The organism is Bacteroides fragilis NCTC 9343, from assembly GCF_000025985.1.
Classification (GTDB): domain Bacteria; phylum Bacteroidota; class Bacteroidia; order Bacteroidales; family Bacteroidaceae; genus Bacteroides; species Bacteroides fragilis.
Genome location: NC_003228.3, coordinates 227,078 through 253,906, shown reverse-complemented (window position 1 = coordinate 253,906; position 26,829 = coordinate 227,078). Strand labels below are relative to the sequence as shown.

Here is a 26,829-nt window from a genome sequence, read left to right as displayed (position 1 = left end):
TTTTAATGATTAACTAAAATCAATGTAAATGTATGAAAAAGAAAGCAATTCCTTGTCATAAGGCAGGGAGGATTACGTCCTTTTTTTTATTAATTAGTATTTTTTTACTTATACCGAGTATCACTACTCCGGTTTATGCTGTAGAAACTTATACCCAGCAAACTGTTTTTACGCTTCACGCAACTAATAAAACAGTAAAAGAAGTGTTTGAATACATCGAAAAAAACAGTGAATTTGTCGTTTTGTATTCAAAAGATCTTTTACCTGTACTGCAGAAGAAAGTGTCTGTTTCGATAGATAAACAGAATGTAGAATCGATTTTGAATATCTTGTCTAAAGAAGCGGGATTGAAGTACAACATCAACGACCGTCAGATCACAATTACCAAAGCTACGGCAGAAGCACCTCAACAGGAAAAAAAAATCAAAATCACCGGTCAGGTTCTTGACGAAAACGGAGAAGGGATTCCGGGAGCAAATATCGTAATAAAAGGCAATAGTACATTGGGAACAGTAACCAATGTCGAAGGGAACTTTACATTAATGGCTCCGGAAAATAGCACATTAGTAGCCTCCTTTATCGGATATACCCCTGTTGAAATTCTGCTAAAAGGGAAAAAGATAGTTGTTTTCAAATTGGTACCTGACGCCCAGAGTCTGGAAGAAGTAGTGGTAGTAGGATTCGGAACACAGAAAAAAGCCAGTGTTGTAGGTGCTGTACAATCCATCAAACCGGCTGAACTTCGAGTACCTTCCAGTAACCTGAGTACATCATTTGCCGGACGTATAGCAGGCGTGATTTCTATGCAACGCACCGGTGAGCCGGGTGCCGATGGAGCAAACTTCTGGATACGCGGTGCCGCAACCTTCAGTGGAACGACTGATCCTCTGATCTTCATCGATGGTGTCGAAGTTTCGGCAGGAGATATGAACGCTATTCCCTCGGAAGCTATCGAAAACTTCTCAATATTGAAAGATGCCTCGGCTACAGCCCTCTACGGAGCACGCGGTGCCAATGGTGTCATCCTGATCACTACCCGAACCGGTAAAGATCTTGAAAAAGCACGCATCAATGTACGCATCGATAATACATTTACCGCACCGACACGTACACTCAAACTGGCAGATGCAGTAACAGCCATGAAATTGAGAAATGAAGCCATTCTGACCCGTAACCCGGATGGTACACCGGCTTTCTCAGATGATAAAATTCAAGGAACGCTTGAAGGCAGAAATCAGTATGTATATCCCAACGTTGATTGGTTCGACTATATGTTTAAAGACTACTCCATGAACCAATCAGCCAACCTGAATGTAATGGGTGGTACAAAGAAAGTAGACTATTTCATCAGCGCCTCCATCAATAATGATAATGGTATGCTGAAAAAAGATCCGAATAACACATTCGACAACAATATACAGAATCTTCGCTACTCGTTCCAAAGTAACGTGGGAGCATGGTTGACATCAAGTACCAAAGTAAATGTGAGAATCAACTCGCAAATAGTCAATTACAATGGTCCGTCAACCAGTATGGACGATTTGTATAAATACGTAATGGAAGCTCCGTCAATGTATTTTGCACCTGTATATCCGAATATCAACCGTGAAGATCACACTATATTCGGAAACAAATCAGGTGGTCCTATCGGTTCCGGAGGATTCAGTATTTATCGCAACCCTTATGCAAGTATGGTACAAGGTAGTTCTAAGCAAAGCGCATATACCATTAATACGGCTTTCGAACTGGAACAGAAACTTGACTTCCTTACCAAAGGATTGAATTTTAAAGCACTGGTTTCTTTTAAAAACTGGTCGAAGACGACTGTCAATCGCTCCTTTTCACCTTACTTTTATGAATTGCAGAATCCTCAGGAGCAAGAAGACGGAAGCTATCTTTATGATTATAACTCTATCAGTAAGGGACGTACCGCTCTTGAGACATCGACTTCCACTACTGGAGACCGTCTGATGAACCTGCAGGCTACACTGAACTATCAGCGCATGTTCGGTGATAAACATGATGTCGGAGCAATGTTGGTATATCTTCAGCGCGAATACAATCTGAACAATCCTGACAATAACTATTACAATACATTGCCGGAACGTAATCAGGGGCTGGCCGGACGTGTTACCTATGCTTATGACGGACGCTATTTGGCTGAATTCAACTTCGGCTACAATGGTAGTGAGAACTTCGAAAAAGGAAGCCGTTATGGATTCTTCCCTTCACTCGCTGTCGGCTATCTTATCTCCAACGAGAAATTCTTCGAACCATTGACAAAAGTTATCTCCAACTTAAAAATACGCGCTTCGTACGGATTGGTAGGTAATGCGGATATCGGCTCCAACCGTTTCCCCTATCTTACTAAAGTAGATTTGGGTGGAGCCGGATTTGTATTCGGTGACCAGTGGCAAACCTCATCTAACGGAGCTACCATCACTACTTACGGAGCTGAAAAGGTGACATGGGAAATCGGTAAAAAGTATAATGTAGGATTCGACCTGGGATTATTCAACAAATTAAGCCTCAACGTAGATTTCTTTAGAGAAGACCGTAAAGACATCTTCCTTAGACGTAATACAATCCCTGCAGAAAGTGGTATCACCGGAGATCTCCGACCCTATGGTAATCTGGGTAAGGTACGCAATCAAGGCGTTGACATGTCATTGGACTATAATCACGCTGTCAGCAAAGACTTCATGATCTCTGCCAAAGGTACTTTCACATACGCTAAGAACCAATATATGGAAATAGACGAACCGGACTACGAATATGCATACATGTCACAAGTAGGACGCCCCCTGAATCAGTATAAAGGCTATATTGCATTAGGACTCTTCAAAGATCAGGAAGAGATTGACAACAGTCCAAAACAAATACTAACCGGAGTTGTGCAACCGGGTGATATTAAATATGCAGACCTCAATAATGACGGAAAGATCGACGGAAACGATCAAACTTACATTGGTAATCCGGAATTACCCCAAATCAGCTATGGTCTGGGAGTCAGTATCCAGTACAAAAAATGGGATGCTTCCATCTTCTTTCAAGGAGTAGGCAAAAGAAGCATCATGTTGAGCGACATCCATCCTTTCGGTGGAGAATCGTATGGTGTCATGCAATTTGTTGCCGATAATCATTGGACAGAGGCAAACCCGAACCCCGAAGCAATGTATCCGAGACTGACAAACGGGAAAAACAACAATAATAACCCCAACTCTACTTACTGGCTGAGAGATGGTTCGTATATCCGACTTAAAAACGTGGAATTAGGATACTCTTATAAATTTTTACGTGCCTATATCAGCGGACAAAACCTGCTGACATTCTCTAAATTTAAATTATGGGATCCGGAGCTCTATACCTCAAACGGATTAAAATATCCGACACAAATCATGGGTTCCATCGGTTTACAGTTCACTTTTTAAAAATCTGAATAATTATGAAACTAAAAAATATAATTGTAGCTTTACTAATCGGAGCTAGCTTACACTCTTGTGATTATCTGGACATTGTACCCGATGACACCCCTATTTTGGCTGATGCGTTCAAGAACGAACAGACTGCCGAGAACTTTGTCTTCGCCTGCTATTCTTTCATTCCCAATTATCTGAACTTCCGTCAGAACTTCAGTTGGTGCACAACTCCGGAAACTGTCGGATCTGCCCACTGGACCACTACTTGGTTCACCTTTATGAGAATGCAACAAGGATTGTACAATTCTGCTGATCCGATCATTGATGTGTGGCAAAGTTCATACAACGGTATCCGCCAATGTTATACGTTCTTGGATAATATTGATGATGTAAAGCCATCACAAATCTCAGAGGCAGACCTCGCAGCCAAGAAAGTACTTTGGAAAGGTGAAGTAAAATTTCTGATTGCCTACTACCACTACCTGCTATTACAGAACTACGGTCCTATAGTCATACTGGACGAAGCAATCCCTCTTAATGCACCCAAAGAAGAACTTTTCAAGCCGCGTGTACCCTATGATGAATGCGTTAGCCGAATTGCTCAAATGTTCGATAATGCCTCTGCCGACCTGCCTATGACAGTGAAAGCTTCCAACTACGGTCGTGCTACAAAAGTCATTGCACAAGCACTAAAGGCAAGAATGTACTTGTACGCAGCCAGCCCACAGTTCAATGGGAATGCTGATATGTATAAGAATTTCAAGAACAAGGACGGACAGTTGCTCATGAACCTGACTTATGACAAGAATAAATGGAAAACTGCCATGGACGAATGTAAAAAGGCAATCGACATGGCACATCAAGCCGGAGCAGAATTGTATAAGTATACAAAGAAAGGTAATCTGCCGGAATTCAACCAAGCCATTGCCAATGCACGTAACCTGGTTGTAGACGCATGGAATAAAGAACTGATCTGGGGATATAGTGGCTGGAAAGAAACATGGGCCGATGGAAACTCTATTCAAACACACGTAATTCCCAAAGGTATCAGTACTTCCTCGGGAGCACCTTATGGAGCTTTAGGTGCAACGGCTTTCAGTGCGGACATGTATCTGACCAAGAACGGACTTCCGATAGATGAAGATCCGGAGTTTGATTATGCACATCGTTTCACAGTAGCCGAAGGGGATTCGGTAGCAGTTCTCCATCGCAACCGTGAACCACGTTTCTATGGTTCTATCGGCTTCAACCGCGGGGACTACCTGATCAACGGAGACACCATTAACCTCAAAATGCGCTTCAAAGAGCAAAATGGAACACGTGATGCGGGAAGTGACCAATTATATGGATCGTATGCTATCGCCAAACTGGCTCATCCAGAAACTTTTGTTAGTGGTACCAGCAACTCTCTGGTAGCTTTCCCTTTCCCTATCATCCGCTTAGGAGAATTGTATTTGGACTATGCAGAGGCTTACTTTGAATACAATGGAACACTGGAAGGAGATGCACTTACTTACTTCAACCTGATCCGCCAGAGAGCCGGTATTCCTAATGTAGAAGTTTCCTACAAAGGACTTCCGTCCGGAGACAAACTTCGTGAGGTAATTCATCGTGAAAGAACCATAGAGCTGATGTTCGAAGGACATATGTCATACGACTATCGCCGTTGGCTGATTGCCCTGAAAGAATGGAGCGGTATGGAAAATGGTATGATCGGATTGAACTCTTACGGTACAACCAACGAAGAGTATTATAAAAATGCACGTTTGGATGCTCAACCATTCATCTTCAGGGATGAACAGTATTTGAGTCCGATCAAACAGGATTACCTGAATGTAAATTCAAATCTGGTCCAGAATCCGGGTTGGTAATTCATCTTTCCTAATAATATAAATTAGCCTGTATATACCTACCACCGGACAGGGATATACAGGCTATTTTACCTTACAAAAACAACACCTTATGAAAAAGAAGAAAGTTACTACTTATTGCTGCCTCCTGTTATTGGCAAGCTTTTTCACAACTGTCACGGCACAAAACACAAATACTCCCATGATGGGGTGGAGTTCATGGAACACCTTCCGAGTACATATTAATGAAGAACTAATTAAAGAAACAGCTGATGCCATGGTCAACCGGGGTCTGAAGGATGTAGGCTATGGATATGTGAACATAGACGACGGATACTTTGGAGGACGAAATTCGGAAGGACGTCTTTTTGCCAATAAGAAAAAATTCCCGAATGGGATGAGAGTCCTGTCCGACTATATTCATTCAAAAGGATTGAAAGCCGGTATATATTCTGATGCGGGCAGCAACACTTGTGGCTCCATCTATGACGCAGATACACTCGGTATCGGTGTAGGACTTTGGAAACACGACGATATAGACTGCCAAACCTTCCTCAAAGACTGGGGATATGATTTCATTAAAATAGACTGGTGTGGCGGTGAAGCAACCGGACAAAGTGAGCAGCAACGTTATACGGATATCTACAAAGCGATCAGACGGACAGGACGGACAGATGTTCGATATAATATATGCCGTTGGCAGTTTCCGGGCACTTGGGCTACCCAGTTGGCAGGTTCCTGGCGAATCCATACAGACATCAATCCACGATTCACAACAATCGACCGAATCATTGAAAGAAATCTCTACTTAGCACCTTACGCAAGCCCGGGGCACTATAATGACATGGATATGCTTGAAGTAGGAAGAGGGCTCACGGAAGACGAAGAAAAAACTCATTTTGGAATATGGTCTATCTTGTCCTCCCCGTTAATGATCGGATGCGATCTTCGTACAATTCCTGAAAAAACTTTATCGATCATTACCAATAAGGAAGTGATCGCATTAAATCAGGATTCATTAGGTCTGCAGGCTGAAGCCATTGAACGGGGAAAAGACTATCTGATTTTATCAAAAGCCATTCAGAAACGTGAAGGCAAACTACGTGCAGTAGCACTATATAACAGAAGCAATACAGATCAGCAGATCAGAGTCGATTTCGATAAGCTCTATTTATCAGGGGATGTACGAGTGAGAGATCTATGGAACCATCAAGAAATGGGAACATTCACCGATTACTATGAAACGCTAGTTCCTGCACATGGAACAGCTTTAATAAGACTTGAAGGTAGCAAACGTCACGACCGGACATGTTATGAAGCTGAATATGCTTTCATGCAAGAATTTCTGCCAGACAACAAACAGGCAGCTCATTTTACACCAAAATCAGGAGCCTCAGGAGAATATATTATGAAAAATCTTGGAAATTCACCTTCCAATTGGGCAGAATTCAGAAACGTGTATATTAGCAAAGGAGGAGATTATCAACTTAAGTTAACTTATTATTCAGGTGATAAACGCGATATCCAAATAGCTGTAAACGGAACAGAATATAAACAGTCTAACCTTTATTCCGGTACATGGGATCAAGCAGCTACAACAACTATCAAGGTTAAACTTCGCACAGGCTATAACACGATACGTCTGTATAATTCGTACGGGTGGGCACCCGATATTGATAAAATGGAAATCATCAAAGGTCGTTAACAATAGGTAAACATATAATCCATACGAGTGTTACAGACTTCCGTAACACCCGTATGGTCTTTATGATTACTTTGTTATTCCAAGAACACAGCCGTCCCACTAGCAGTTACCATCAACATACTGCCACTTCCCCCAACTGTTTCGTAATCCAAATCAACTCCGATCACAGCATTAGCGCCCATTTGGCGAGCCTGTTCAGACATTTCTTTCAAAGCAGTATCTTTTGCCTCACGAAGCACTTCTTCGTATGAACCGGAGCGTCCGCCTACTATATCACGAATACTGGCAAAAAAGTCACGGAAGACATTGGCACCTATAATAGTTTCTCCGGACACAATGCCATAATAAGTGGTTATTCGTTTTCCTTCGATGATTGGAGTGGTTGCTAATAACATAATTCTTGTTTCATTTAGAGGTTTATATTAATATTAGACGATAAAGAAAGAAAAAGGTTGCAGGAATCCTTCATTTATTATCTATTTATACGGATCGGTCGTTGGAAGTAATACTGTACGGCTCCGCCTTCCCTTAGTTGACGGAGGAAAAACAGACCTCCTCCCCAAAAGAGTTAAAGACAGAGTCCTAAAGTCATTCAACACATTTCAGCAAGCCCCTATCAAACATAAAAAATGTCGCAAAAGCAACAGCTTTCACGACACTTCAATATCTGTCAGAATACACATGCCTCAGAACATCTTACTGACCCGTTCGATACCAGCTACAAGAGCATCAACTTCCTCTTTTGTATTATACACGGCAAATGAGGCGCGAACCGTACCTTCAATGCCTAAACGACGCATTAACGGTTCTGCACAATGGTGTCCCGTACGGACAGCAATACCCAATCGATCAAGCAAGGTACCCAGATCCAAATGGTGTATATCGCCTACCAAGAATGAAATTACACTGCTTTTATGCTCAGCCTCACCAAAAATACGCATATTCGGAATTTCTTTCAGCCGTTGCATAGCATAAACTGTAAGCTCATGTTCATGTAATGCTATTGGGTCTAAGCCAATACCTGTGACATAGTCCAGCGCTTTGGCAAGCCCGGTAGTGGCAATATAGTCTGGGGTTCCAGCCTCGAATTTAAATGGTAATTCACCGAAGACAGTCTTTTCAAATGAGACAGACTGAATCATTTCTCCTCCACCCTGATAAGGCGGAAGACGTTCGAGCCAATCTTCCTTTCCATATAAGACGCCTATTCCGGTAGGCCCATATATTTTATGACCTGAGAAAACAAAGAAGTCAGCATCCAAATCCTGTACATCCACCTTCATGTGAGGAATGGATTGAGCACCGTCAATCATAACAGGTACTCCATGAGCATGTGCCGTGGCAATCATCTCTTTCACCGGATTGATTGTTCCCAGTACATTGGACACTTGGGTTACGCTGACAATCTTAGTACGTTCAGAAAAAAGATTTTCGTACTCTTCAAGTAACAGCTCACCTTTATCATTCATCGGAATGACTTTAATCGCAATCCCTTTACGGGCCGCCAACAACTGCCAAGGTACGATATTACTGTGGTGTTCCATCACTGAAACAATCACCTCATCACCCTCTTGCATGAACTCTTCACCAAAACTGGAGACAATTAAATTAATGCTCTCCGTTGTCCCGCGAGTGAAAATGACCTCACGAGTACTACGGGCATTAATGAACTGACGTACAGTCTCACGTGAAGCCTCATGCAGCTCCGTCGCCTGCTGAGACAAGAAATGAACTCCCCGATGTACATTCGCATTGACCGAATAATATTCGTCTACAATCGAATCGATCACCAGGCGAGGCTTCTGAGTAGTCGCACCGTTATCTAAATAAACCAAAGGCTTGCCATATACCGTACGGCTAAGTATGGGAAAGTCCTCACGTATCTTATGAATATTCATTTTATCACTGATTATTTGCAAATAGAACATCCCTGGCACTTATTCAGTTCACCGCGGAAACGTTTTTCAACCAACAAATGCAGACGATCTTTCAACGCCTCCAGACGAATGGTATCAATCACCTCGTTGACAAATGCAAACATCAGCAACAGACGGGCCTCCTTTTCGGCGATACCACGAGCACGCATATAGAAAAGAGCGTTTTCATCCAGTTGACCTACAGTAGCTCCATGAGAGCATTTTACATCGTCGGCATATATCTCCAGTTGCGGCTGAGTATACATACGGGCATCACGAGTAGCACAGAGGTTACGGTTTGTCTGCTGAGAACTGGTATGTTGCGCATCAGGACGTACCAGTACCAAACCGGCAAAAGCTCCCACAGACTGATCGTCAAGAACATATTTAAACAACTCATTGCTGGTACAATTCGGCACGGCATGATCTATCGAGGTATTATTGTCCACGTGTTGGTTTTTATCAGCAATGGCCATACCACAAAGATTGATCTCGGCACCTTCACCGGCAAGGGTAACTTCTGTCGTATTACGGGTTGTCCCGTTATGAAGTGTCATTCCATTAAGCAATACATTGCTGTTTGCTCCCTGTTTCACATACAAATTACTGAAACGCACTGTACTGGTATGAGTCTCTTCCAATTCATAAAGATCGAAAACGGAGTTCTCTTCTGCAAACACTTCAATAACTTGAGTTGCCAAGAAGTTTACATTATCCATTGCATGATCGCAAATAAGCAAACGGGCCTGAGCCCCTTCTTCAAGGATAATCAACACACGGCGGTTTACCATGAAATTAACATCCGCACGAAGTATATTGACCAGTTGAATAGGTCTATCGACGATCACATTCTTCGGAACATACATCAATACTCCATCCTGTGCAAAAGCTGTATTAAAAGCCGTAACCGCATCTTTCGAAGTATCAGCCAACTTACCATAATACTTCTTCACAAGTTCCGGATGCTGTTCAGCCATATTTCTCAAACTACCGAAGATAACTCCTTCAGGCAATCCGGACTTAGGAAGCGCCTGATTGTAGAATGCATCGTTCACTACAAAAAACAATGAAGTGCTCATGTTCGGAACATCACATTTAAACACTTCATAAGGATTCACCGGAATGGGCAGCCGGTTCAAGTTCAACCCATAATCCGGCTCAAAGAATTTACTGACATCCGTATATTTGTATTTCTCTTGTTTCCGTGTAGGAAACCCCTGACGTTCGAAATCAGCAAAAGCTGTTGCCCGGGGGGCATTCAACGCCTCAGCGCTATGACGACAGATCATCGCTTCACACTGAGAAAAGAGATCTATATATTGCTGTTCTGCATTCATAATTAAACTCATTCTCCTAATTCCTTCTTAATCCAATCATATCCCTTCTCTTCCAACTCAAGAGCGAGTTCCGGACCGGCAGTCTTTACAATACGTCCTTTGTAAAGAACATGTACAATGTCCGGCTTTATATAGTCCAGCAGACGCTGATAGTGGGTGATGACAATACAACTGGTATCGGGAGTTTTCAGTTTATTTACTCCTTCGGCTACAATACGAAGCGCATCGATATCGAGTCCGGAATCAGTCTCGTCTAAGATACTGAGACGGGGTTCGAGCATAGCCATCTGAAAAATCTCATTCCGTTTTTTCTCTCCACCCGAGAAACCTTCATTTACCGAACGATTGGCCAATTTATTATCCAACTCGACCACTGCACGCTTTTCACGCATCAATTTCAAGAACTCACTGGCTGTCAAAGCGGGTAATCCTTTGTACTTACGCTGTTCATTGACAGCAGCACGCATAAAGTTCACCATGCTCACGCCCGGGATCTCCACCGGATACTGAAAACTAAGAAAAATACCTTCGTGACTGCGATCTTCAGGGCTCAATTCCAAAAGATTTTTACCATAGAACGTGATGCTTCCTTTCGTCACTTCGAAAGCAGGATTACCTACCAGAACAGACGAAAGCGTACTTTTACCCGAACCGTTAGGTCCCATAATGGCATGTACTTCGCCCGGCTTCACCGTCAGGTTAATGCCTTTCAATATCTCTTTGCCGTTAATGCTGGCATGCAGGTCTTTTATCTCTAACATGATCTTATCAATTATTTCATTATCTATTCTTTTCCAAAAATAACCTCGTCCAACCATTGTAATATGGAATTTCCGTCCGTCTGCGTAATAGTAAAAGGGAAGTTAACCTTTACCCCTACACTTACGGTCTGCCGCATCCCATTGCTACGTACAAATCCGGTTCCACGAGAATTGGTCTTCTCTATCTCTCCACTTATCTTTCCGGCAATGCCCATCCGGAAATTATATTCCAAGGTGAGAGCAAGACAAGAAAGAAAATATATATCAGCTCCCACCACAGGAGAAACTGTGAATAATGGTTCTTTAATTCGGTATCGATAATCGTAATCTTTACGAAACTCTTGCCTTGAAGGATCGTAATAACTGCTACTGCCCATCCCCTCCTGCCTTCGTGGAGAGAGGTTCCATCCAGTAGAAAGTCCCCCATAAGGTTGGATTGCAAACCGTTGTGGTAAGAAATAATACCGCCCTCCTATTTCCAGATTACTCATTGAGGCAGAAATACCTGGATTCAAACCTATTTCTTCACCTGTATATCCTCCTTTCAGGGAGAAACGGGTATAAGGAATATAATACTCCAACATTAAAGTATGTATATGTCCTGCAGAAACAGCTTTTCCCGAAAGTGTATTCTTTGTGACTATCGGCCAATTTCCTCCCCAAGAGCCACTGATCGCCCACCTCCTTTCTTGATCGTCAAGGTTTTGTGCCAGTACTACACCAACATAGGACAGGAATATCAATAGCCAACCAACACGTTTCGTCTTCATTATCCTACACTGCCTTCAAGAGAGATCGTAAGTAGTTTCTGAGCTTCTACGGCAAATTCCATTGGAAGTTTATTAAGTACCTCCTTAGCATAGCCGTTTACGATCAATCCAATGGCATCTTCTGTAGAAATACCACGCTGATTACAATAAAATATCTGATCCTCACTAATCTTACTGGTAGTCGCTTCATGCTCTACAACTGCCGTTTCATTATGGATATCCATGTAGGGAAAAGTATGTGCACCACACTTATCACCCAACAGCAATGAGTCACACTGGCTATAATTACGGGCATTATCAGCCTTTTCAGCTACACGGACCAACCCACGGTAAGAGTTCTCGCTCTTCCCGGCAGATATACCCTTGCTGACAATCGTACTACGGGTGTTCTTACCTAAATGAATCATTTTAGTACCTGTATCTGCCTGCTGATAATTATTCGTCACAGCTACAGAATAAAACTCTGCAGTAGAATTATCCCCGGAAAGAATACAAGACGGATATTTCCATGTAATAGCCGAACCTGTCTCAACCTGGGTCCATGAAAGTTTACTGTCTACTCCTTTGCAATTGCCACGTTTTGTCACAAAATTATAAACTCCACCTTTGCCTTCGGCATCGCCCGGATACCAATTCTGCACGGTGCTATATTTCACTTCCGCACGATCATGTACCATGATTTCGACAATAGCAGCGTGTAATTGATTCTCATCTCTCATTGGAGCTGTACACCCCTCCAGATAGGAAACATAGCTATCGTCATCAGCCACAATCAATGTACGTTCAAACTGACCGGTATTGGCAGCATTAATACGGAAATAAGTAGAGAGTTCCATAGGACAACGTACCCCCTTGGGGATATAGACAAAAGAACCGTCTGAGAATACAGCCGAGTTTAATGCCGCGAAGAAGTTGTCTCTATACCCAACAACAGATCCGAGATACTTTTTCACCAAGTCGGGATGTTCACGCACAGCTTCACTGAATGAGCAAAAAATAATACCTTTCTCCATCAGTGTTTCCTTAAAGGTCGTTTTCACTGACACAGAGTCCATCACTGCATCCACAGCCATACCACTCAATGCCATCTGCTCCTCCAGTGGAATGCCGAGTTTATTGAATGTTTTTATCAATTCCGGATCAACTTCATCCATACTCTTCGGGCCCTCCTTCTTTTTCGTAGGATCGGCATAATATGAGATTGCCTGATAGTCAATTTCCGGTATACGCAAATGTGCCCAAGTAGGCATCTCCAGCGTTAACCAATGACGATAAGCTTTCAGACGGAACTCCAGCAACCACTCCGGCTCGTTCTTTTTAGACGAGATCAAACGTACCACGTCTTCATTGAGTCCCTTCTCTATGATATCTGTATGTACCTCCGTAGTGAAGCCGTATTTATACTTCTCCTGCGTGAGTTCTTTTACATATTTATTGGGTTCTTCTTGTTGCATCATTTTTATTTGAATATATATTGTTGTGTAACCTCTTTTGCTGCGGGAAAGAAGATCCCCGCAAAGCTTTCCATAGGATAATATAACAAGGACTGCTCCTTCTTTGTTTGGCTAATCAACTGACTATCGGAGTCTATAAACTGAATGACACAGATAACCAAGCTCACCAATAAAAGATATTTCAAAGCTCCGAGCCCGGCTCCAAGCATGCGATTCAGCCAGCCAAGTGAAACCGCCTCCAATGCCTTGGTTAATACTGAAGCCACCAATGTAAAGATTAGCGGCACAGCGATCCAGATAATGATAAATGCCAGTATCTGCGCCACAGTCATGGAGTCGGTCACCGTAGGGCATAACTTCACAGCCAGTGAGGTGTACAAAGCTTTTGCTGCCAATAGCCCCACAATTAATCCGAGAATGGAAGCAAGCTGCCGGATAAAGCCCTTCATAAATCCGACAATAACACCGGCTCCAAGAGCAATCAGTATGATAATATCTATGGTCGTCATTCTATGTAAAACGAAAACGGAGACACGGAGTTGTAATCACTCTGTGCCTCCGTATATTTTCAGTTTCGTGAGAATTATAAAGTTTGCTTCACTTCTACTTCTTCGTAAGTTTCAATCATATCACCTACCTTCAAATCGTTGTAGTTAACAAGACTGATACCACATTCGAAGTTTGTACCTACTTCCTTCACGTCATCTTTAAAGCGCTTCAAAGCATTGATGGAACCTGAGAAGATTACTATACCATCACGGATCAGACGAGCCTTATCCGAACGTTTCACCTTGCCCTCTTTCACAACAGCACCGGCTACTGTACCCACCTTAGTAATGTGGAATACCTCACGCACTTCGATAGTAGCAGTTACTACCTCTTTCACTTCCGGAGCAAGCATACCTTCCATAGCAGCCTTCACCTCTTCGATAGCTGCATAGATAACAGAGTACAAACGTATGTCCACACCTTCCTGTTCGGCAAACTTACGTGCGGAAGCCGATGGACGTACCTGGAATCCAATAATAATGGCATCCGAAGCAGCTGCTAATGTCACATCCGATTCCGAAATCTGACCTACAGCCTTATGGATCACATTTACCTGGATCTGTTCGGTAGACAGCTTGATTAACGAATCACTCAAGGCCTCGATAGAGCCATCCACGTCACCTTTCACAATTACGTTCAGTTCCTGGAAGTTACCCAGCGCAATACGACGTCCCACTTCATCCAGTGTTAACAGTTTCTGAGTACGCAGCCCCTGTTCACGCTGTAACTGTTCACGTTTATTGGCAATCTCACGGGCTTCCTGATCAGTCTCAATCACGTGGAAAGTATCACCTGCAGCAGGAGCACCATTCAAACCCAGAATCAATACCGGTTCCGATGGCCCTGCCTGGGCTACACGCTGGTTACGTTCATTGAACATGGCTTTTACACGGCCGTAGCTTGTTCCGGCAAGTACAATATCACCCACCTTCAGCGTACCGTTAGAGACCAATACAGTCGCAACATATCCACGTCCCTTATCCAAAGTTGATTCGATGATAGAACCCGTAGCATTACGATTCGGATTTGCCTTTAAGTCGAGCATTTCTGCTTCAAGAAGTACTTTCTCCATCAGTTCAGGAACTCCGAGACCCTTCTTAGCCGAGATATCCTGTGACTGATATTTGCCACCCCACTCTTCTACGAGATAATTCATCTGAGCCAATGTCTCTTTAATTTTCTCGGGATTAGCATGAGGCTTATCTATTTTATTAATAGCAAATACGATAGGAACACCTGCTGCTGCTGCATGATTAATGGCTTCCTTGGTCTGGGGCATTACATCATCATCGGCAGCTACAATAATAATTGCGATATCGGTCACCTTTGCACCACGGGCACGCATTGCAGTAAATGCCTCATGTCCCGGAGTATCGAGGAACGTAATCTTACGTCCATCTTCCAATGTAACATGATATGCACCAATATGCTGTGTGATACCTCCGGCTTCACCTGCAATTACATTTGCTTTACGAATGTAGTCAAGCAACGAAGTTTTACCATGGTCTACGTGTCCCATGACTGTAACAATCGGAGCACGATGTTCCAGATCTTCCGGCGCATCTTCCTCTTCAACAATGGCTTGGGCTACTTCTGCACTGACATATTCAGTCTTAAATCCAAATTCTTCAGCCACAAGATTAATCGTTTCTGCATCCAGACGCTGATTGATAGAAACCATCATACCAATGCTCATACAAGTTCCGATAACCTGATTTACAGATACGTTCATCATGCTTGCCAATTCATTAGCAGTCACAAATTCTGTCAGTTTCAGTACCTTGCTTTCTGCCATTTCCTGATCTTCCAGTTCCTGCATACGGTTGGACGCCATGTCACGTTTTTCTTTACGATATTTGGCACCTTTGTTCTTACCTTTGCTTGTCAGACGAGCCAACGTTTCTTTAACCTGCTTTGCTACATCTTCTTCGCTTACTTCCTGCTTTACTACAGGCTTTTTGAAGCGGTCTTTATTATTGTTATTACGGTTTCTATTCTGTCCGCCGCCACCTTGTTGATTTCCTCCACGGTTATTATTCGTACGCTCACTGTTTGGAGTAGGGTGTGCAAAATTAGAAGCAACATTGTTCACATCTACTTTTTCCTTATTATTGTTGATGCGATTACGTTTCTTCTTACCGTTAGGATCAAGGTTTTCCTTACCAACGACCTTAGCTTGTTTACTATCTTCTTTACGGATTTCCTTGATGATGGCTTCCTTCATCTGTTTCTTCTGATCCTGACGAAGCTTTTCCTTCTCTTCACGCTCTTTCCGCTTTTCCTCTTTCGATTTCTTCTTCGGACGTGTCGACTGATTTAATGCAGCCAAGTCAATCTGCCCGATAACATTAATCTTAGATACAAACTCAGTCGGACGGATCTTAAATACGCCCTCCTCTTCCTTCTCTACTGGAGTAACCGGTGCTTCTGCTACCGGTTTCTCTTCTTTCTTCTCTGTTTTTTCTGGAGACACCACGACTTTTGGTTCTTCTTTCTTGACTTCCTCAACCACTTTCTTTTCTGTTTCAACAGGCTTTTCAACCACCACCGGTTTCGGTTCTTCTTTCACCGGTTTCGGTTCCGAAGTAGCAGGAGTCACAGTGACTTCTTCTTTTTTCACTTCGTTTACAACAGGCTTAACCTCTTCCGCTACTTTCTTTTCCTCAGCAGCTACAGGTTGTGGTTTTGGCTCTTCTTTCACCGGTTCTTTCTCAACCTTCCGGTTCAGTTTATCTAAATCAATTTTTCCGACAGGTTTAAACTTCGGACGCACATCTTCCGGAATGACCGTCTTAATCACATCGTCAGCAACAGTCTTCTCCGGTTCCTTCTTATCATAACCATCGATAGAAACAGATGCCTTGTTGCGATCTTTGTTTTGACGTTCCTGAATGAAACGTTCCGATTCAAGTCTAAGGTTCTTATCTGTGCTGAACTCTTTCACGAGCATAGCATACTGCTCCTCGGTAATTTTCGTATTCGGGTTTGCCTCAACGGTATACCCCTTCTTTTGCAAGAACTCAACTACCGTCGCGATTCCTACATTTAAATCTCTTGTAACTTTGTTTAACCTTATCGTCATATTTTAATTTAAAGAATAATGGAGAAAGAATAATTTGATAATCGTTCAATATGCCAATGTGCCAATTCCTATACGCCCTTTCTTTTTATTGGCATATCGGCACATCATCGCATTGATCTATTATTCATTATCTTCAAACTCCGATTTCAAAATGCGTAATACCTCGTCCACCGTTTCTTCTTCAAGATCCGTTTTTTCAATCAGCATTTCGCGAGGTGCATTCAATACAGACTTAGCCGTATCAATGCCAATAGCCTTGATAGCATCGATCACCCATCCGTCGATTTCATCTCTGAACTCGTCCAAATAAATATCTTCATCCTGCGCGTTTTCATCCAACTCACGGAACACATCAATGGTGTACTCAGTCAACATACTGGCCAGTTTAATATTCAAACCGCCTTTACCAATAGCCAACGATACTTCTTCCGGTTTCAAGAATACTTCTGCTTTACGTTCTTCTTCATTCAGACGAATAGAAGAAATCTTAGCCGGGCTTAAAGCACGCTGGATAAACAATGAAATATTAGATGTATAATTAATCACATCAATGTTTTCATTGCGAAGTTCACGTACGATGCCATGAATACGACTTCCCTTTACACCTACGCAGGCTCCTACAGGGTCAATTCTGTCATCATAAGATTCTACCGCAATCTTGGCACGTTCACCGGGAATACGGGCAATCTTTTTGATGGTAATCAGGCCATCGTTTATTTCAGGCACTTCCATCTCGAACAAGCGCTGCAGGAAAACCGGAGAAGTACGCGAGAGGATAATTTTCGGATTGTTGTTTTTGTTGTCCACGCGTGCCACCACTGCACGGGCAGTTTCTCCTTTACGATAAAAATCGCTTGGTATCTGCTCTGTTTTCGGCAACAATAACTCGTTTCCTTCATCGTCAAGCAACAACATCTCTTTTTTCCAGATCTGGTATACTTCTGCGTTGATGATAGTACCTACTTTATCAATGTATTTATTATAAATACTGTCCTTTTCAAGCTCAAGAATTTTAGAAGCCAGTGTCTGACGAAGATTCAAAATAGCACGGCGACCGAACTTAGCGAAAATCACTTCATCGGTTACTTCTTCACCCACTTCGTAAGAAGCATCGATTTTTTGTGCTTCAGTCAACGAAATTTGCATATTCGGGTTAGTCAAATCCTCGTCTGCCACTACCTCACGGTTACGCCATATTTCAAAGTCACCCTTATCCGGATTCACAATTACGTCGTAATTTTCATCAGTGCCAAACATTTTCGCGATCACACTGCGGAACGACTCTTCGAGCACGCTTACCATCGTGGTTCTATCGATATTCTTCAGTTCCTTAAATTCCGAAAATGTATCAATCAAGCTGATTGTTTCTTCTTTCTTGGCCATAATTATTTAAAACTAATTAAGTATTTAGTATATTTTATATCATCATAGGTGAAGGTTTCATCCTCTTCTACCAATTGAGGACGTTTGGCTCCTTCGGGTTTTACTTTCTTTTGTACGGTCACAACAAACTTTTCTTCATCAGCATCTTTCAAGACCCCGCTCAGTTTGCGTCCGCCTTTAGTCAGCACTTCCACCTCCAGGCCGATGTGGTTATAGTACTGTTGCAATACTTTAAATGGCTGTCCGATTCCGGCAGAACCTACTTCCAGCTCATAATCTTCCTCTTCACGGTTCAGTTTCGACTCAATGAAGCGACTCAACTCCACACAGTCTTCAATCCAAACACCTTCTGCATGGTCAATTTCGACCACAATCTTGTCATCAGGGCTGACGGTCACTTCTACCAGAAAATAGTCTTTATCCTCCAGCCATTCTTCAACAATCTGACAAACAGTTCTTTTTTCTATCATTGATTAACTATTAAGAACAAAAAAAGGAGCTTAATCGCCCCTCCACCTTTCATCCGTTTCGGGTGCAAAGATATAAATAATCTGTTCGACTACAAAATATTAGAGAAAAAAAAGAAATGATAAGAAAAAAACAGGAACTATCTACATTTCAATCGACCATAGAAAATATAATTATTGTCGCTATCTTGAATACTTTCCATCAATTCGCAAATAGGCGACTTTGTTGAATGTCAACTTGCTTACAATTTAGAGAAATTTCCTAAAGACCTTTTTCCCTGCGCAAATAAAGAAGAAAACAAGTTGATTCGCACTACATCATAAACCTTTATAAACAAGACTATTACCATCTTTCATCCGATCTTTACTCCGGCCCGCATACCCGGGCCCACGAGCATAGGCATACGGGCTCGGATAAGATTCAGCCCTTTTTCACTAAAGACACGAAGGGAAACACAATGCTTTTATAGACATAAGCAGATAAGACAATAGATACATTATGCTATATACCAAGCTATTGCACTTGCTTTCTCTACTAAAATGAAAGGTGGAAGATAATACCCTCCTATTATCAAATTTTCATTAATGCCATATCTGTAGGAACAGAGAAGAGTGTTTCTTCTGCCGATGATACTTGACTACAAGAGCTTAGCAACATTAGCAGAAGAAAACATTTACTCAAAAATTTAGCCAAACGATACATTAAACTCTTAATGATATTAGCCTCGTTCAGCTTTTATCTTCTTCACACGTGCACACGTACGATGTCCATAAATGATAATCACTACGAAACAGATAAAAGGAAGTATGAAAGACAAGTTTACAGCAGGCATACCCAACAATGTATGTTGGTCAATAATACAAGCCTGTAATGGTGGCAACACAGAGCCTCCCAGAATTGCCATAATCAAACCGGCAGCCCCAAATTTGGCATCATCACCCAAACCACGAAGAGCAATGCCATAAATCGTGGGAAACATTAGTGACATACAAGCCGAAACAGCTACTAAACAATACAATCCCCATATGTCTTGCAAAAAAATCACACCTAACGTAAAAGCACCACCCGCAATCGCAAGAATCTTGAGAAGCATCCCCGGATTCAGGTAGCGAAGAATAAATGTACACACGAAACGGCTTATGCAAAAAATAATCATAGCAATTATATTATATTCCTGGGAAAGCACTTCAGCAGCCTTCTCCTCCATTCCCTGCGACATAAACAAGCGCGTTCCATATTGGATAACAAAAGTCCAACACATAATCTGTGCACCTACATAAAAAAATTGTGCTATGACTCCTTCTCTATAATGGGGAATTTTAAAGATACGCTTCAATGTGGGTATAAAATCAATATTATGGTTCTTATCGCCATTCTTAGGCATTTTAACGGCACGTATCACAAAAAGCATCGCTAGAATTACTAATCCTATAATCAGATAAGGAGCAATCAACACAGAGAGATCCGACTCTTTCAATACTTCAAACTCTGCCGGAGACAATTGGCTGCGTTCTACCGTATCCATAGGATTCAGACGCGCCTGAATGAAATTCATGGCAACATACATGCCGAGCAATGATCCCATCGGATTAAACGACTGCGCCAGATTCAATCGTCGGGTCGCCGTCTCTTCTGTACCCATCGATAATATATAAGGATTAGCACTTGTTTCCAGAAACGAGAGTCCACATGTCAAAATAAAATAAGCGAGCAGAAAAGGGTAATAATCGCCTGTCATCTTTGCTGGGAAAAACAGCAAGGCACCCAAAGCATATAGCCCCAGTCCCAACAGGATACCGGCTTTATAAGAGTATTTGCGAATAAACATTGCAGCAGGAAAGGCCATTGCAAAGTATCCCCCGTAAAAAGCGACTTGTACTAGTGCTCCATCAGTGACGCTCATACGGAATATTTTCGAGAAAGCCTTCACCATTGGATTGGTAATATCGTTAGCAAACCCCCATAGAGCGAAACAAGAGGTCACTAAGATAAATGGTAGGATATAACTTACTCCATCTTTATGGAGAATGGAACGGTTGGTGTTTTTCATGAATTGTCGGGTTATTCAGGATAATATACCTGAGGTTCTACACTGTTTATGATAATTTCTTTTAATTCTTCCCAAGAATCGACTTCGCCTTGGGCTTTTGCCTGCACTAAAATATTGCCGATAGCAGTGGCTTCTACCGGACCGGCATACACAGGAATACCTAAAGCATTGGCAGTAAGCTGATTTAGCAGACGGTTCTGGCAGCCTCCTCCAATAATATGAAGCTGTTTGACCGGTGCCGGCAGACATCGATTCATCTGCTCTACTCCCAATTTATAACGATATGCCAATGACTCGATAACGCAACGAACAAATTCTCCTTGAGAGACTGGTGTCCGTAAATGGTGCTTATGACAATACTTAATGATCGACTCTTCCATATGGTCGGGATTGCAAAAAGCAGAATCATCCACATCAATCACCGAACGGATATCCGACACTGTAGCTTCAGCTATTGCACAATCATAACTGATTTCCTTTCCCTGTTCTTTCCATTCAGCCATCAAACGTTGTAAAATCCAAAGCCCAGTTATGTTTTGTAGAAAACGTATCTTACCTTGTATTCCGCCTTCATTCGTAAATCCGGCCACACGTGCTTCTTCTGTCAGAATCGGTTGATCTACCTCTGCCCCGAGTAAAGACCAGGTTCCCGAACTGAGATAAGCCCGATTGGGTTCATTGGAGGGAACGGCAAATACGGCACTGGCTGTGTCATGCGAACCAACAGCAACGACATTGATACATCCCAAACCGGTTTCATCTGCTATTTCCTGCTTCAATTTGCCACGGACAGTTCCGGGAAAAACGATTTCACCAAAAAGCTGACGGGGTAATCCCAACTCACTGATCAAGTTATCCGACCAATTACGCTGACGAGCATCCAGTAGCTCTGAAGTAGAAGCGATACAATATTCATTGTTCGCTACTCCGGTAAGAAAATAGCTGAACAGGTCAGGCATAAATAATAGCTTATCAGCCACCCGGAGTTGCACATCATCATTCTGCTTCATACTATAAAGTTGAAACAGAGTATTGATAGGCATCACCTGAATCCCGGTTTCAGCGTAATGAACAGTCTGATCAATCTGTTTAAACACTCTTTCAGGTATACCATCCGTACGGGAATCACGATAACAGACCGGGTTGCCCAGCAACTTACCATCCTTATCTATTAACCCAAAATCAACTCCCCAGGTGTCAATAGCCATACTTTTTACTTCGTAGCCTTTCCGGGCAGCGACACGAAGTCCGTTTTTCATTTCTTCAAAAAGAGAAAGAAAATCCCAGTAAACACAGTTTCCAAGTTTTATCTGCCGATTGGCAAAACGATATACCTCTTCCAGTTTTAGCTTACCTTCGGTAAGGGTACCGGCCATAATCCGACCGCTACCTCCACCAAAGTCAGCTGCTAAGTAAGTACTCATAAGCTGGTAGTCATTATCTATTTTGTTTTCTTTCCCAATACATATACCTCCAAGTCATCAATCTCTTCCGGCGTCAAGACCGAATAGTCCCCTCCGGATTGAACTATGATACGGCAAGCCATCTCAAAGAAAGTAGCACGTTCGTATACCTGATCAAAGTCCTTGCCACATACCACCTGCCCATGATTAGTCAGCAATACAGAATTATGTTCTTTCATCGCTTCCACAACAGCCTTGGCAAGCGCCGGAGAACCGGGACGGTAGTAAGGAATAATAGGAATCTCTTTACCTACATGACAAGGGATCTCCGCAGTTACATTGAAGTTAGATGGTTTATTTTTCATACAAGAAACAGCCGTAGCATATTCCGACTGAAAATGCAAAACGACATTTACATCCGGACGCTCACGAAGAATCCCCAGATGAAAGGTACTTTCCATGGAAGGTTTCACACCGTTTTGAGGCGTACCCGTAGCAATATTACAAATGGATACTTTCTCTTTCTGCAAATTCGGCACCCAAGAACCTGTTCCGGAAACAAGCGCTTCTTCACCGATTCTCCATGAAAGGTTACCGCTACTGCACAACATCAATTTGGCATCGCCATAGCGATGTGCCTGAGCAAGGTATTGCTCGATATGTTCATTGGTTATCATAATGCTTTCTTATATAAATCAAGAATAATTTCTTTTGTTACTTCCCGTGGATTGCCCGGCGTACATACATCAGCAAACGCTGCTGTGGCCAGACGGTCAAGATCACTTTCCTGAATACCCAAGTCCGACAAGTGTTGCGGAATATTGACCCTCAAAGATAATGTTTTTACAGCTTCGACTGCTGCTTCTGCCGCCTTTTCTTTAGTCATGTCAGTAGAATACACATTCATCGCTTTAGCTATCTCAACATATTTGTCAAGAGCTGCAGGAGCATTGAACTCCATAATAATGGGCAATAATAGAGCATTGGCCACACCATGAGGAATATCGAAAATAGCTCCCAACGGATGTGCCATACCATGCACAACTCCCAAACCTACATTCGAAAAAGCCATACCTGCAATATATTGAGCCACTGCCATACCGTTACGTGCCTCTGCATTCGATGGTTCTTCAACGGCAGTCACAAGATAACGATTGATCATTTCAATAGCTTTAATTTCGAACATATCACTCATCTCCCATGCCCCTTTGGTTATTAAACCTTCAATAGCATGAGTCAGTGCGTCGAGTCCCGTAGCTGCAGTCAGACTTTTAGGAAGTGTGTACATCAACTCAGCATCCACTATCGCAATAGACGGAATATCATTAGGATCTACACAAACCATCTTCTTCTGGTTCTTTTCATCCGTTATCACATAGTTGATAGTCACCTCTGCCGCAGTTCCTGCAGTAGTAGGCAACGCGATGATGGGAACAGATTTCTTCTTGGTATCTGCCACTCCCTCCAATGAAACGACATCACTGAATTCCGGGTTATTGGTAATAATACCAATCGCCTTTGCCGTATCCATAGAAGATCCGCCACCTATAGCCAAAATAAAGTCTGCACCGGAAGATGCAAATGCCTCGACACCGGCTTTCACATTCGACACTGTAGGATTGGGCTTAATCTCACTGAATATTTCATAAGGAATCTTGGCAGCTTCCAGCACCTTAAGTACTTTGTCAGCTACTCCAAACTTTATCAAATCTTTGTCTGTTGCGACAAATGCTTTGTGCAGCCCCAAACGTGAAATCTCTTTGGGGAGCACTTCACGTGCTCCCGGACCGAAGTAAGAAACTTCGTTTAATATAAATCGATTAATCATGTTGTACTCTTCTAAAGGTTATTTATAAATAGGCCCATAAGTAGTACAAGCTCTATAATCTGCTCCTTCTTTATCCATACCAAAAGCATTCCAAGCTGCCGGACGGAAAATCTGGTCTTCTTCTACATTATGCATGCAAACCGGAATACGAAGCATGGAAGCCAATGTAATCACATCCTGCCCAATATGTCCATAACTGATCGCCCCATGATTGGCCCCCCAGTTATTCATCACAGAATATACATCTTTAAAGGCCGGTTTATCACACAAACGAGGAACAAACCAGGTAGTAGGCCATGTACGATCCGTACGTTCGTCAAGTAATTTATGAATCTCCGGATCAATCTCTACTGTCCAGCCTTCGGCTATCTGCAGCACTGGACCAAGACCTTTTATCAGGTTCAACCGCATCATAGTTACAGGCATACCTCCTTTTGATAAGAAATTGGAAGAGAAACCACCTCCACGGAAATAATCGCGATTAGCCGGATACCAGGTAGTAGCCTCCAGACACTTCTCAACTTCTCCTTCTGTAATTTCCCAGCAAGGTTTCATCGCAGGTTCTCCGTTAGCATTCGTCTGCTGTCCGGTTCCGTCAAGAGTAGTTGCCCCCGAATTAATCAAGTGAATAATACCGTTAGCAGCCATTCCTGTCAACTCTTTACCGGTCACACGTTTCACTGCTTCCGGACTCCAATATGTGCGTACATCTGAAAAAATCTGTGCACGATTCGTCAGCAGATGACCAAACAGCATAGCCACACCGTTACAAGCATCGTTTTCTGTTGTAACGACAAAAGCCTCACGAATACCATTCCAATCGAACGAAGTATTGAGTAATGCTTCAGAGAAGTCGCCATTCGGATAGAAATCGGTCCACTGACGCTGCCCTTGGAAACCTGCCGCAATAGCATTATGCCCCAAAGCCTCTTCCTTAAATCCGAGTTCTTTCAATTTAGGGTTTCCCTGCATCAGATCGCGCATGATGATTGTCATTTTCACAATGAACTCCCAGTCCTCATCTTTTTGTGCACGGGTCTTCGTTTTTTCAGGTATATTAAAGTCATTGCCCTCATTCTTTTTGCAATATTTTTCAGTCCAAGCCATTGCCTTGGCATACTCTTCCTTATCATAGATTCCTTCGGCCATACGACGAATAATCTCTGTCAAATCAATCGATTCATTACGCATGCCCAGATATTCCTGGAAAAAGTCCGGGTTTACAATCGAACCGGCAATACCCATAGAAACACTGCCCATAGACAGATAAGATTTGCCACGCATTGTGGCTACAGCCTGAGCCGCACGTGCAAAACGCAGAATTTTTTCAGCTACATCTGCCGGAATAGAATTGTCATTCAAGTCTTGTACATCGCGACCATAAATGCCAAATGCCGGAAGTCCTTTCTGTGCATGTCCTGCCAGCACAGCAGCCAGATATACAGCTCCCGGACGCTCTGTTCCATTAAATCCCCAAACAGCTTTCGGATAATACGGATTCATATCCATTGTTTCGGCACCGTAACACCAGCATGAAGTGACAGTGATAGTGGCTCCTACCCCCTCACGTTCAAACTTCTCCGCACAAGCAGCACTTTCAGCCACACGTCCGATGGTTCCATCTGCAATCACACACTCCACAGGGGTTCCGTCTCCATTCTTCAAATTAGAAGTGATCAACTCGGCAACAGCTTTTGCCAGATTCATTGTTTTTTCTTCAAGGCTTTCGCGAACGCCGCCCTGACGTCCATCGATGGTGGGACGAATCCCGATTTTTGGATACTTTTTCATACTATATTATTAAGTTTATTAAACAATCTTCCTATGCTGACCTGTGCTGACACACAGGTCTGAAAAGCTCTTTTATAAAGAAGCCCTTAACCTGACCTCCGTAGGCAAGTAATCTTGTATGGTTTTCCCCTGCAAAACAAACTCAGCAGCTTTATCTCCCATCTTTTCCCAATCCACACTTAGTGCAGTTATTCCCTGATCTATCACTTCATAAGCAGGTGTATCATTATATCCGATCAAGCCAAAATCAACCCCACATTGCAATCCCTCAACCCTACTTTTCTTAATAATACTTACTACATCTATTTGGCGAATTGCTATATAAACTTCTCCTCTGCGAACCTGAAGTCCCTCAATATCACTCACCACTTCACAACCAAGATGTTGATCGGCACAAAATCTCTCAAAAAAGTCACGGCTACTCCGGGGATGCATACTATCATCTACTAACACGAAAACGAGTTTTTGATATTTTCTCAATCGATCTGCCAGTTGAAATAGCGCATTATAGAATCCTTGATCAAAGTCCTGACAAACATAAGAAAACCCCTCTTTCTCAAATTTACCGAAATCAAGAAGAAGAAGTTTGGATGGATTTATCTTATAAAGATTAGGAGACAGTTTTTCGTTATCGAAGTTCATCACAATATATTTATTATACCGCCCCAACGATTCACGGATGATGGTATTGAACAAACGTTCATTGTACTGATGAAACAGCAGGTCGACTTTATAGCGGATAGACAAACGCTTTACAAAACTATTGTAAAGTGCATACTTAAAAGGAGAATATTCATCAAGCAGAAGCAATACATTCTTCAATCTCCCCACAACGTAATACCCTTTTCCCGGAGTAGAATCAATAATCCCTCTTTCTTTTAAATCAAGAAAAGCTTTAAACACAGTATCACGGGAAACTTCATACGCCTGACTGAGCTGATTAATAGAAGGCAATGAGTCTCCCGATTTATATACTCCCATCGAGATATCAAAACTGATCTTATCAGCCAGTTGCTTTACTTTGGTCGTTTGTTGTCCAAAAGTTATTTTCATACGTATCAAT

19 protein-coding genes are annotated in these 26,829 nt (G+C 42.5%); 3 read left to right on the top strand and 16 right to left on the bottom strand.

The annotated features are described in order from the left end of the window. Positions 1-32 precede the first annotated feature (32 nt). The 3 genes from BF9343_RS01060 (at position 33) to BF9343_RS01050 (ending at position 6,974) form a co-directional block, all read left to right on the top strand. Entirely contained in the window at positions 33-3,431 is a 3,399-nt protein-coding gene (locus tag BF9343_RS01060; RefSeq protein ID WP_010991941.1) for a SusC/RagA family TonB-linked outer membrane protein, read from the top strand. A 14-nt stretch (positions 3,432-3,445) separates the two neighbouring features. After that, the gene (locus tag BF9343_RS01055) at positions 3,446-5,290 is read left to right on the top strand and encodes a RagB/SusD family nutrient uptake outer membrane protein (protein WP_005813804.1); all 1,845 of its coding nucleotides are present in this window, start codon (positions 3,446-3,448) and stop codon (positions 5,288-5,290) included. A 91-nt stretch (positions 5,291-5,381) separates the two neighbouring features. Next, a complete protein-coding gene (locus BF9343_RS01050) occupies positions 5,382-6,974 on the top strand; it encodes an alpha-galactosidase D (protein WP_010991940.1) in 1,593 nt (530 codons plus the stop codon). A 74-nt stretch (positions 6,975-7,048) separates the two neighbouring features. Here BF9343_RS01050 and BF9343_RS01045 read toward each other — a convergent pair whose 3' ends face one another. The 16 genes from BF9343_RS01045 to BF9343_RS00970 all read right to left on the bottom strand — a co-directional run bounded on the left by BF9343_RS01045 (position 7,049) and on the right by BF9343_RS00970 (position 26,819). After that, positions 7,049-7,369 carry a heavy metal-binding domain-containing protein gene (locus BF9343_RS01045; RefSeq protein WP_005779329.1) on the bottom strand — a complete coding sequence of 107 codons (321 nt, stop codon included), beginning with the start codon at positions 7,367-7,369 and terminating at the stop codon, positions 7,049-7,051. A 291-nt stretch (positions 7,370-7,660) separates the two neighbouring features. After that, positions 7,661-8,872 carry a cysteine desulfurase gene (locus BF9343_RS01040; RefSeq protein ID WP_005783932.1) on the bottom strand — a complete coding sequence of 404 codons (1,212 nt, stop codon included), beginning with the start codon at positions 8,870-8,872 and terminating at the stop codon, positions 7,661-7,663. Positions 8,873-8,883: 11 nt separating this feature from the next. Next, a complete protein-coding gene (gene sufD, locus BF9343_RS01035) occupies positions 8,884-10,227 on the bottom strand; it encodes a Fe-S cluster assembly protein SufD (RefSeq protein ID WP_008769207.1) in 1,344 nt (447 codons plus the stop codon). A gap of 8 nt (positions 10,228-10,235) precedes the next feature. Beyond that, a complete protein-coding gene (sufC, locus tag BF9343_RS01030) occupies positions 10,236-10,988 on the bottom strand; it encodes a Fe-S cluster assembly ATPase SufC (RefSeq protein WP_005783928.1) in 753 nt (250 codons plus the stop codon). A gap of 23 nt (positions 10,989-11,011) precedes the next feature. Then, on the bottom strand, positions 11,012-11,758 hold the full coding sequence (locus tag BF9343_RS01025; RefSeq protein ID WP_005796779.1) for a hypothetical protein: 747 nt from the start codon (positions 11,756-11,758) through the stop codon (positions 11,012-11,014). Next, positions 11,758-13,212, bottom strand: coding sequence for a Fe-S cluster assembly protein SufB (gene sufB / locus BF9343_RS01020; RefSeq protein ID WP_005783924.1), 1,455 nt, complete (start codon positions 13,210-13,212; stop codon positions 11,758-11,760). Before sufB ends, BF9343_RS01025 begins: the two co-directional genes overlap by 1 nt. 5 nt (positions 13,213-13,217) lie before the next feature. Continuing rightward, the gene (locus BF9343_RS01015) at positions 13,218-13,721 is read right to left on the bottom strand and encodes a CvpA family protein (RefSeq protein WP_005783922.1); all 504 of its coding nucleotides are present in this window, start codon (positions 13,719-13,721) and stop codon (positions 13,218-13,220) included. Positions 13,722-13,795: 74 nt separating this feature from the next. Next, the gene (infB, locus tag BF9343_RS01010) at positions 13,796-16,843 is read right to left on the bottom strand and encodes a translation initiation factor IF-2 (RefSeq protein ID WP_005783920.1); all 3,048 of its coding nucleotides are present in this window, start codon (positions 16,841-16,843) and stop codon (positions 13,796-13,798) included. A gap of 120 nt (positions 16,844-16,963) precedes the next feature. After that, on the bottom strand, positions 16,964-18,226 hold the full coding sequence (gene nusA, locus BF9343_RS01005) for a transcription termination factor NusA (protein ID WP_005783919.1): 1,263 nt from the start codon (positions 18,224-18,226) through the stop codon (positions 16,964-16,966). Positions 18,227-18,228: 2 nt separating this feature from the next. After that, complete coding sequence (rimP, locus tag BF9343_RS01000) at positions 18,229-18,696, bottom strand: ribosome assembly cofactor RimP (protein WP_005783918.1); 468 nt, start codon at positions 18,694-18,696, stop codon at positions 18,229-18,231. 716 nt (positions 18,697-19,412) lie between these two features. Then, positions 19,413-20,744 (bottom strand): L-fucose:H+ symporter permease, encoded by a 1,332-nt coding sequence (gene fucP / locus BF9343_RS00995; protein ID WP_008769204.1) that lies wholly within the window; start codon positions 20,742-20,744, stop codon positions 19,413-19,415. Positions 20,745-20,755: 11 nt separating this feature from the next. Further along, positions 20,756-22,168: a rhamnulokinase gene (locus BF9343_RS00990; RefSeq protein ID WP_010991939.1), complete on the bottom strand. Its 1,413-nt coding sequence runs from the start codon at positions 22,166-22,168 to the stop codon at positions 20,756-20,758. Positions 22,169-22,185: 17 nt separating this feature from the next. Beyond that, the gene (locus tag BF9343_RS00985) at positions 22,186-22,824 is read right to left on the bottom strand and encodes a class II aldolase/adducin family protein (RefSeq protein ID WP_005783908.1); all 639 of its coding nucleotides are present in this window, start codon (positions 22,822-22,824) and stop codon (positions 22,186-22,188) included. Further along, complete coding sequence (fucO, locus tag BF9343_RS00980; protein WP_005801896.1) at positions 22,821-23,975, bottom strand: lactaldehyde reductase; 1,155 nt, start codon at positions 23,973-23,975, stop codon at positions 22,821-22,823. Before fucO ends, BF9343_RS00985 begins: the two co-directional genes overlap by 4 nt. Positions 23,976-23,993: 18 nt before the next feature. After that, positions 23,994-25,766 (bottom strand): L-fucose isomerase, encoded by a 1,773-nt coding sequence (fucI, locus tag BF9343_RS00975; protein ID WP_010991938.1) that lies wholly within the window; start codon positions 25,764-25,766, stop codon positions 23,994-23,996. Positions 25,767-25,838: 72 nt separating this feature from the next. Then, a complete protein-coding gene (locus BF9343_RS00970) occupies positions 25,839-26,819 on the bottom strand; it encodes a GntR family transcriptional regulator (protein ID WP_005783903.1) in 981 nt (326 codons plus the stop codon). Positions 26,820-26,829: the final 10 nt, after the last annotated feature.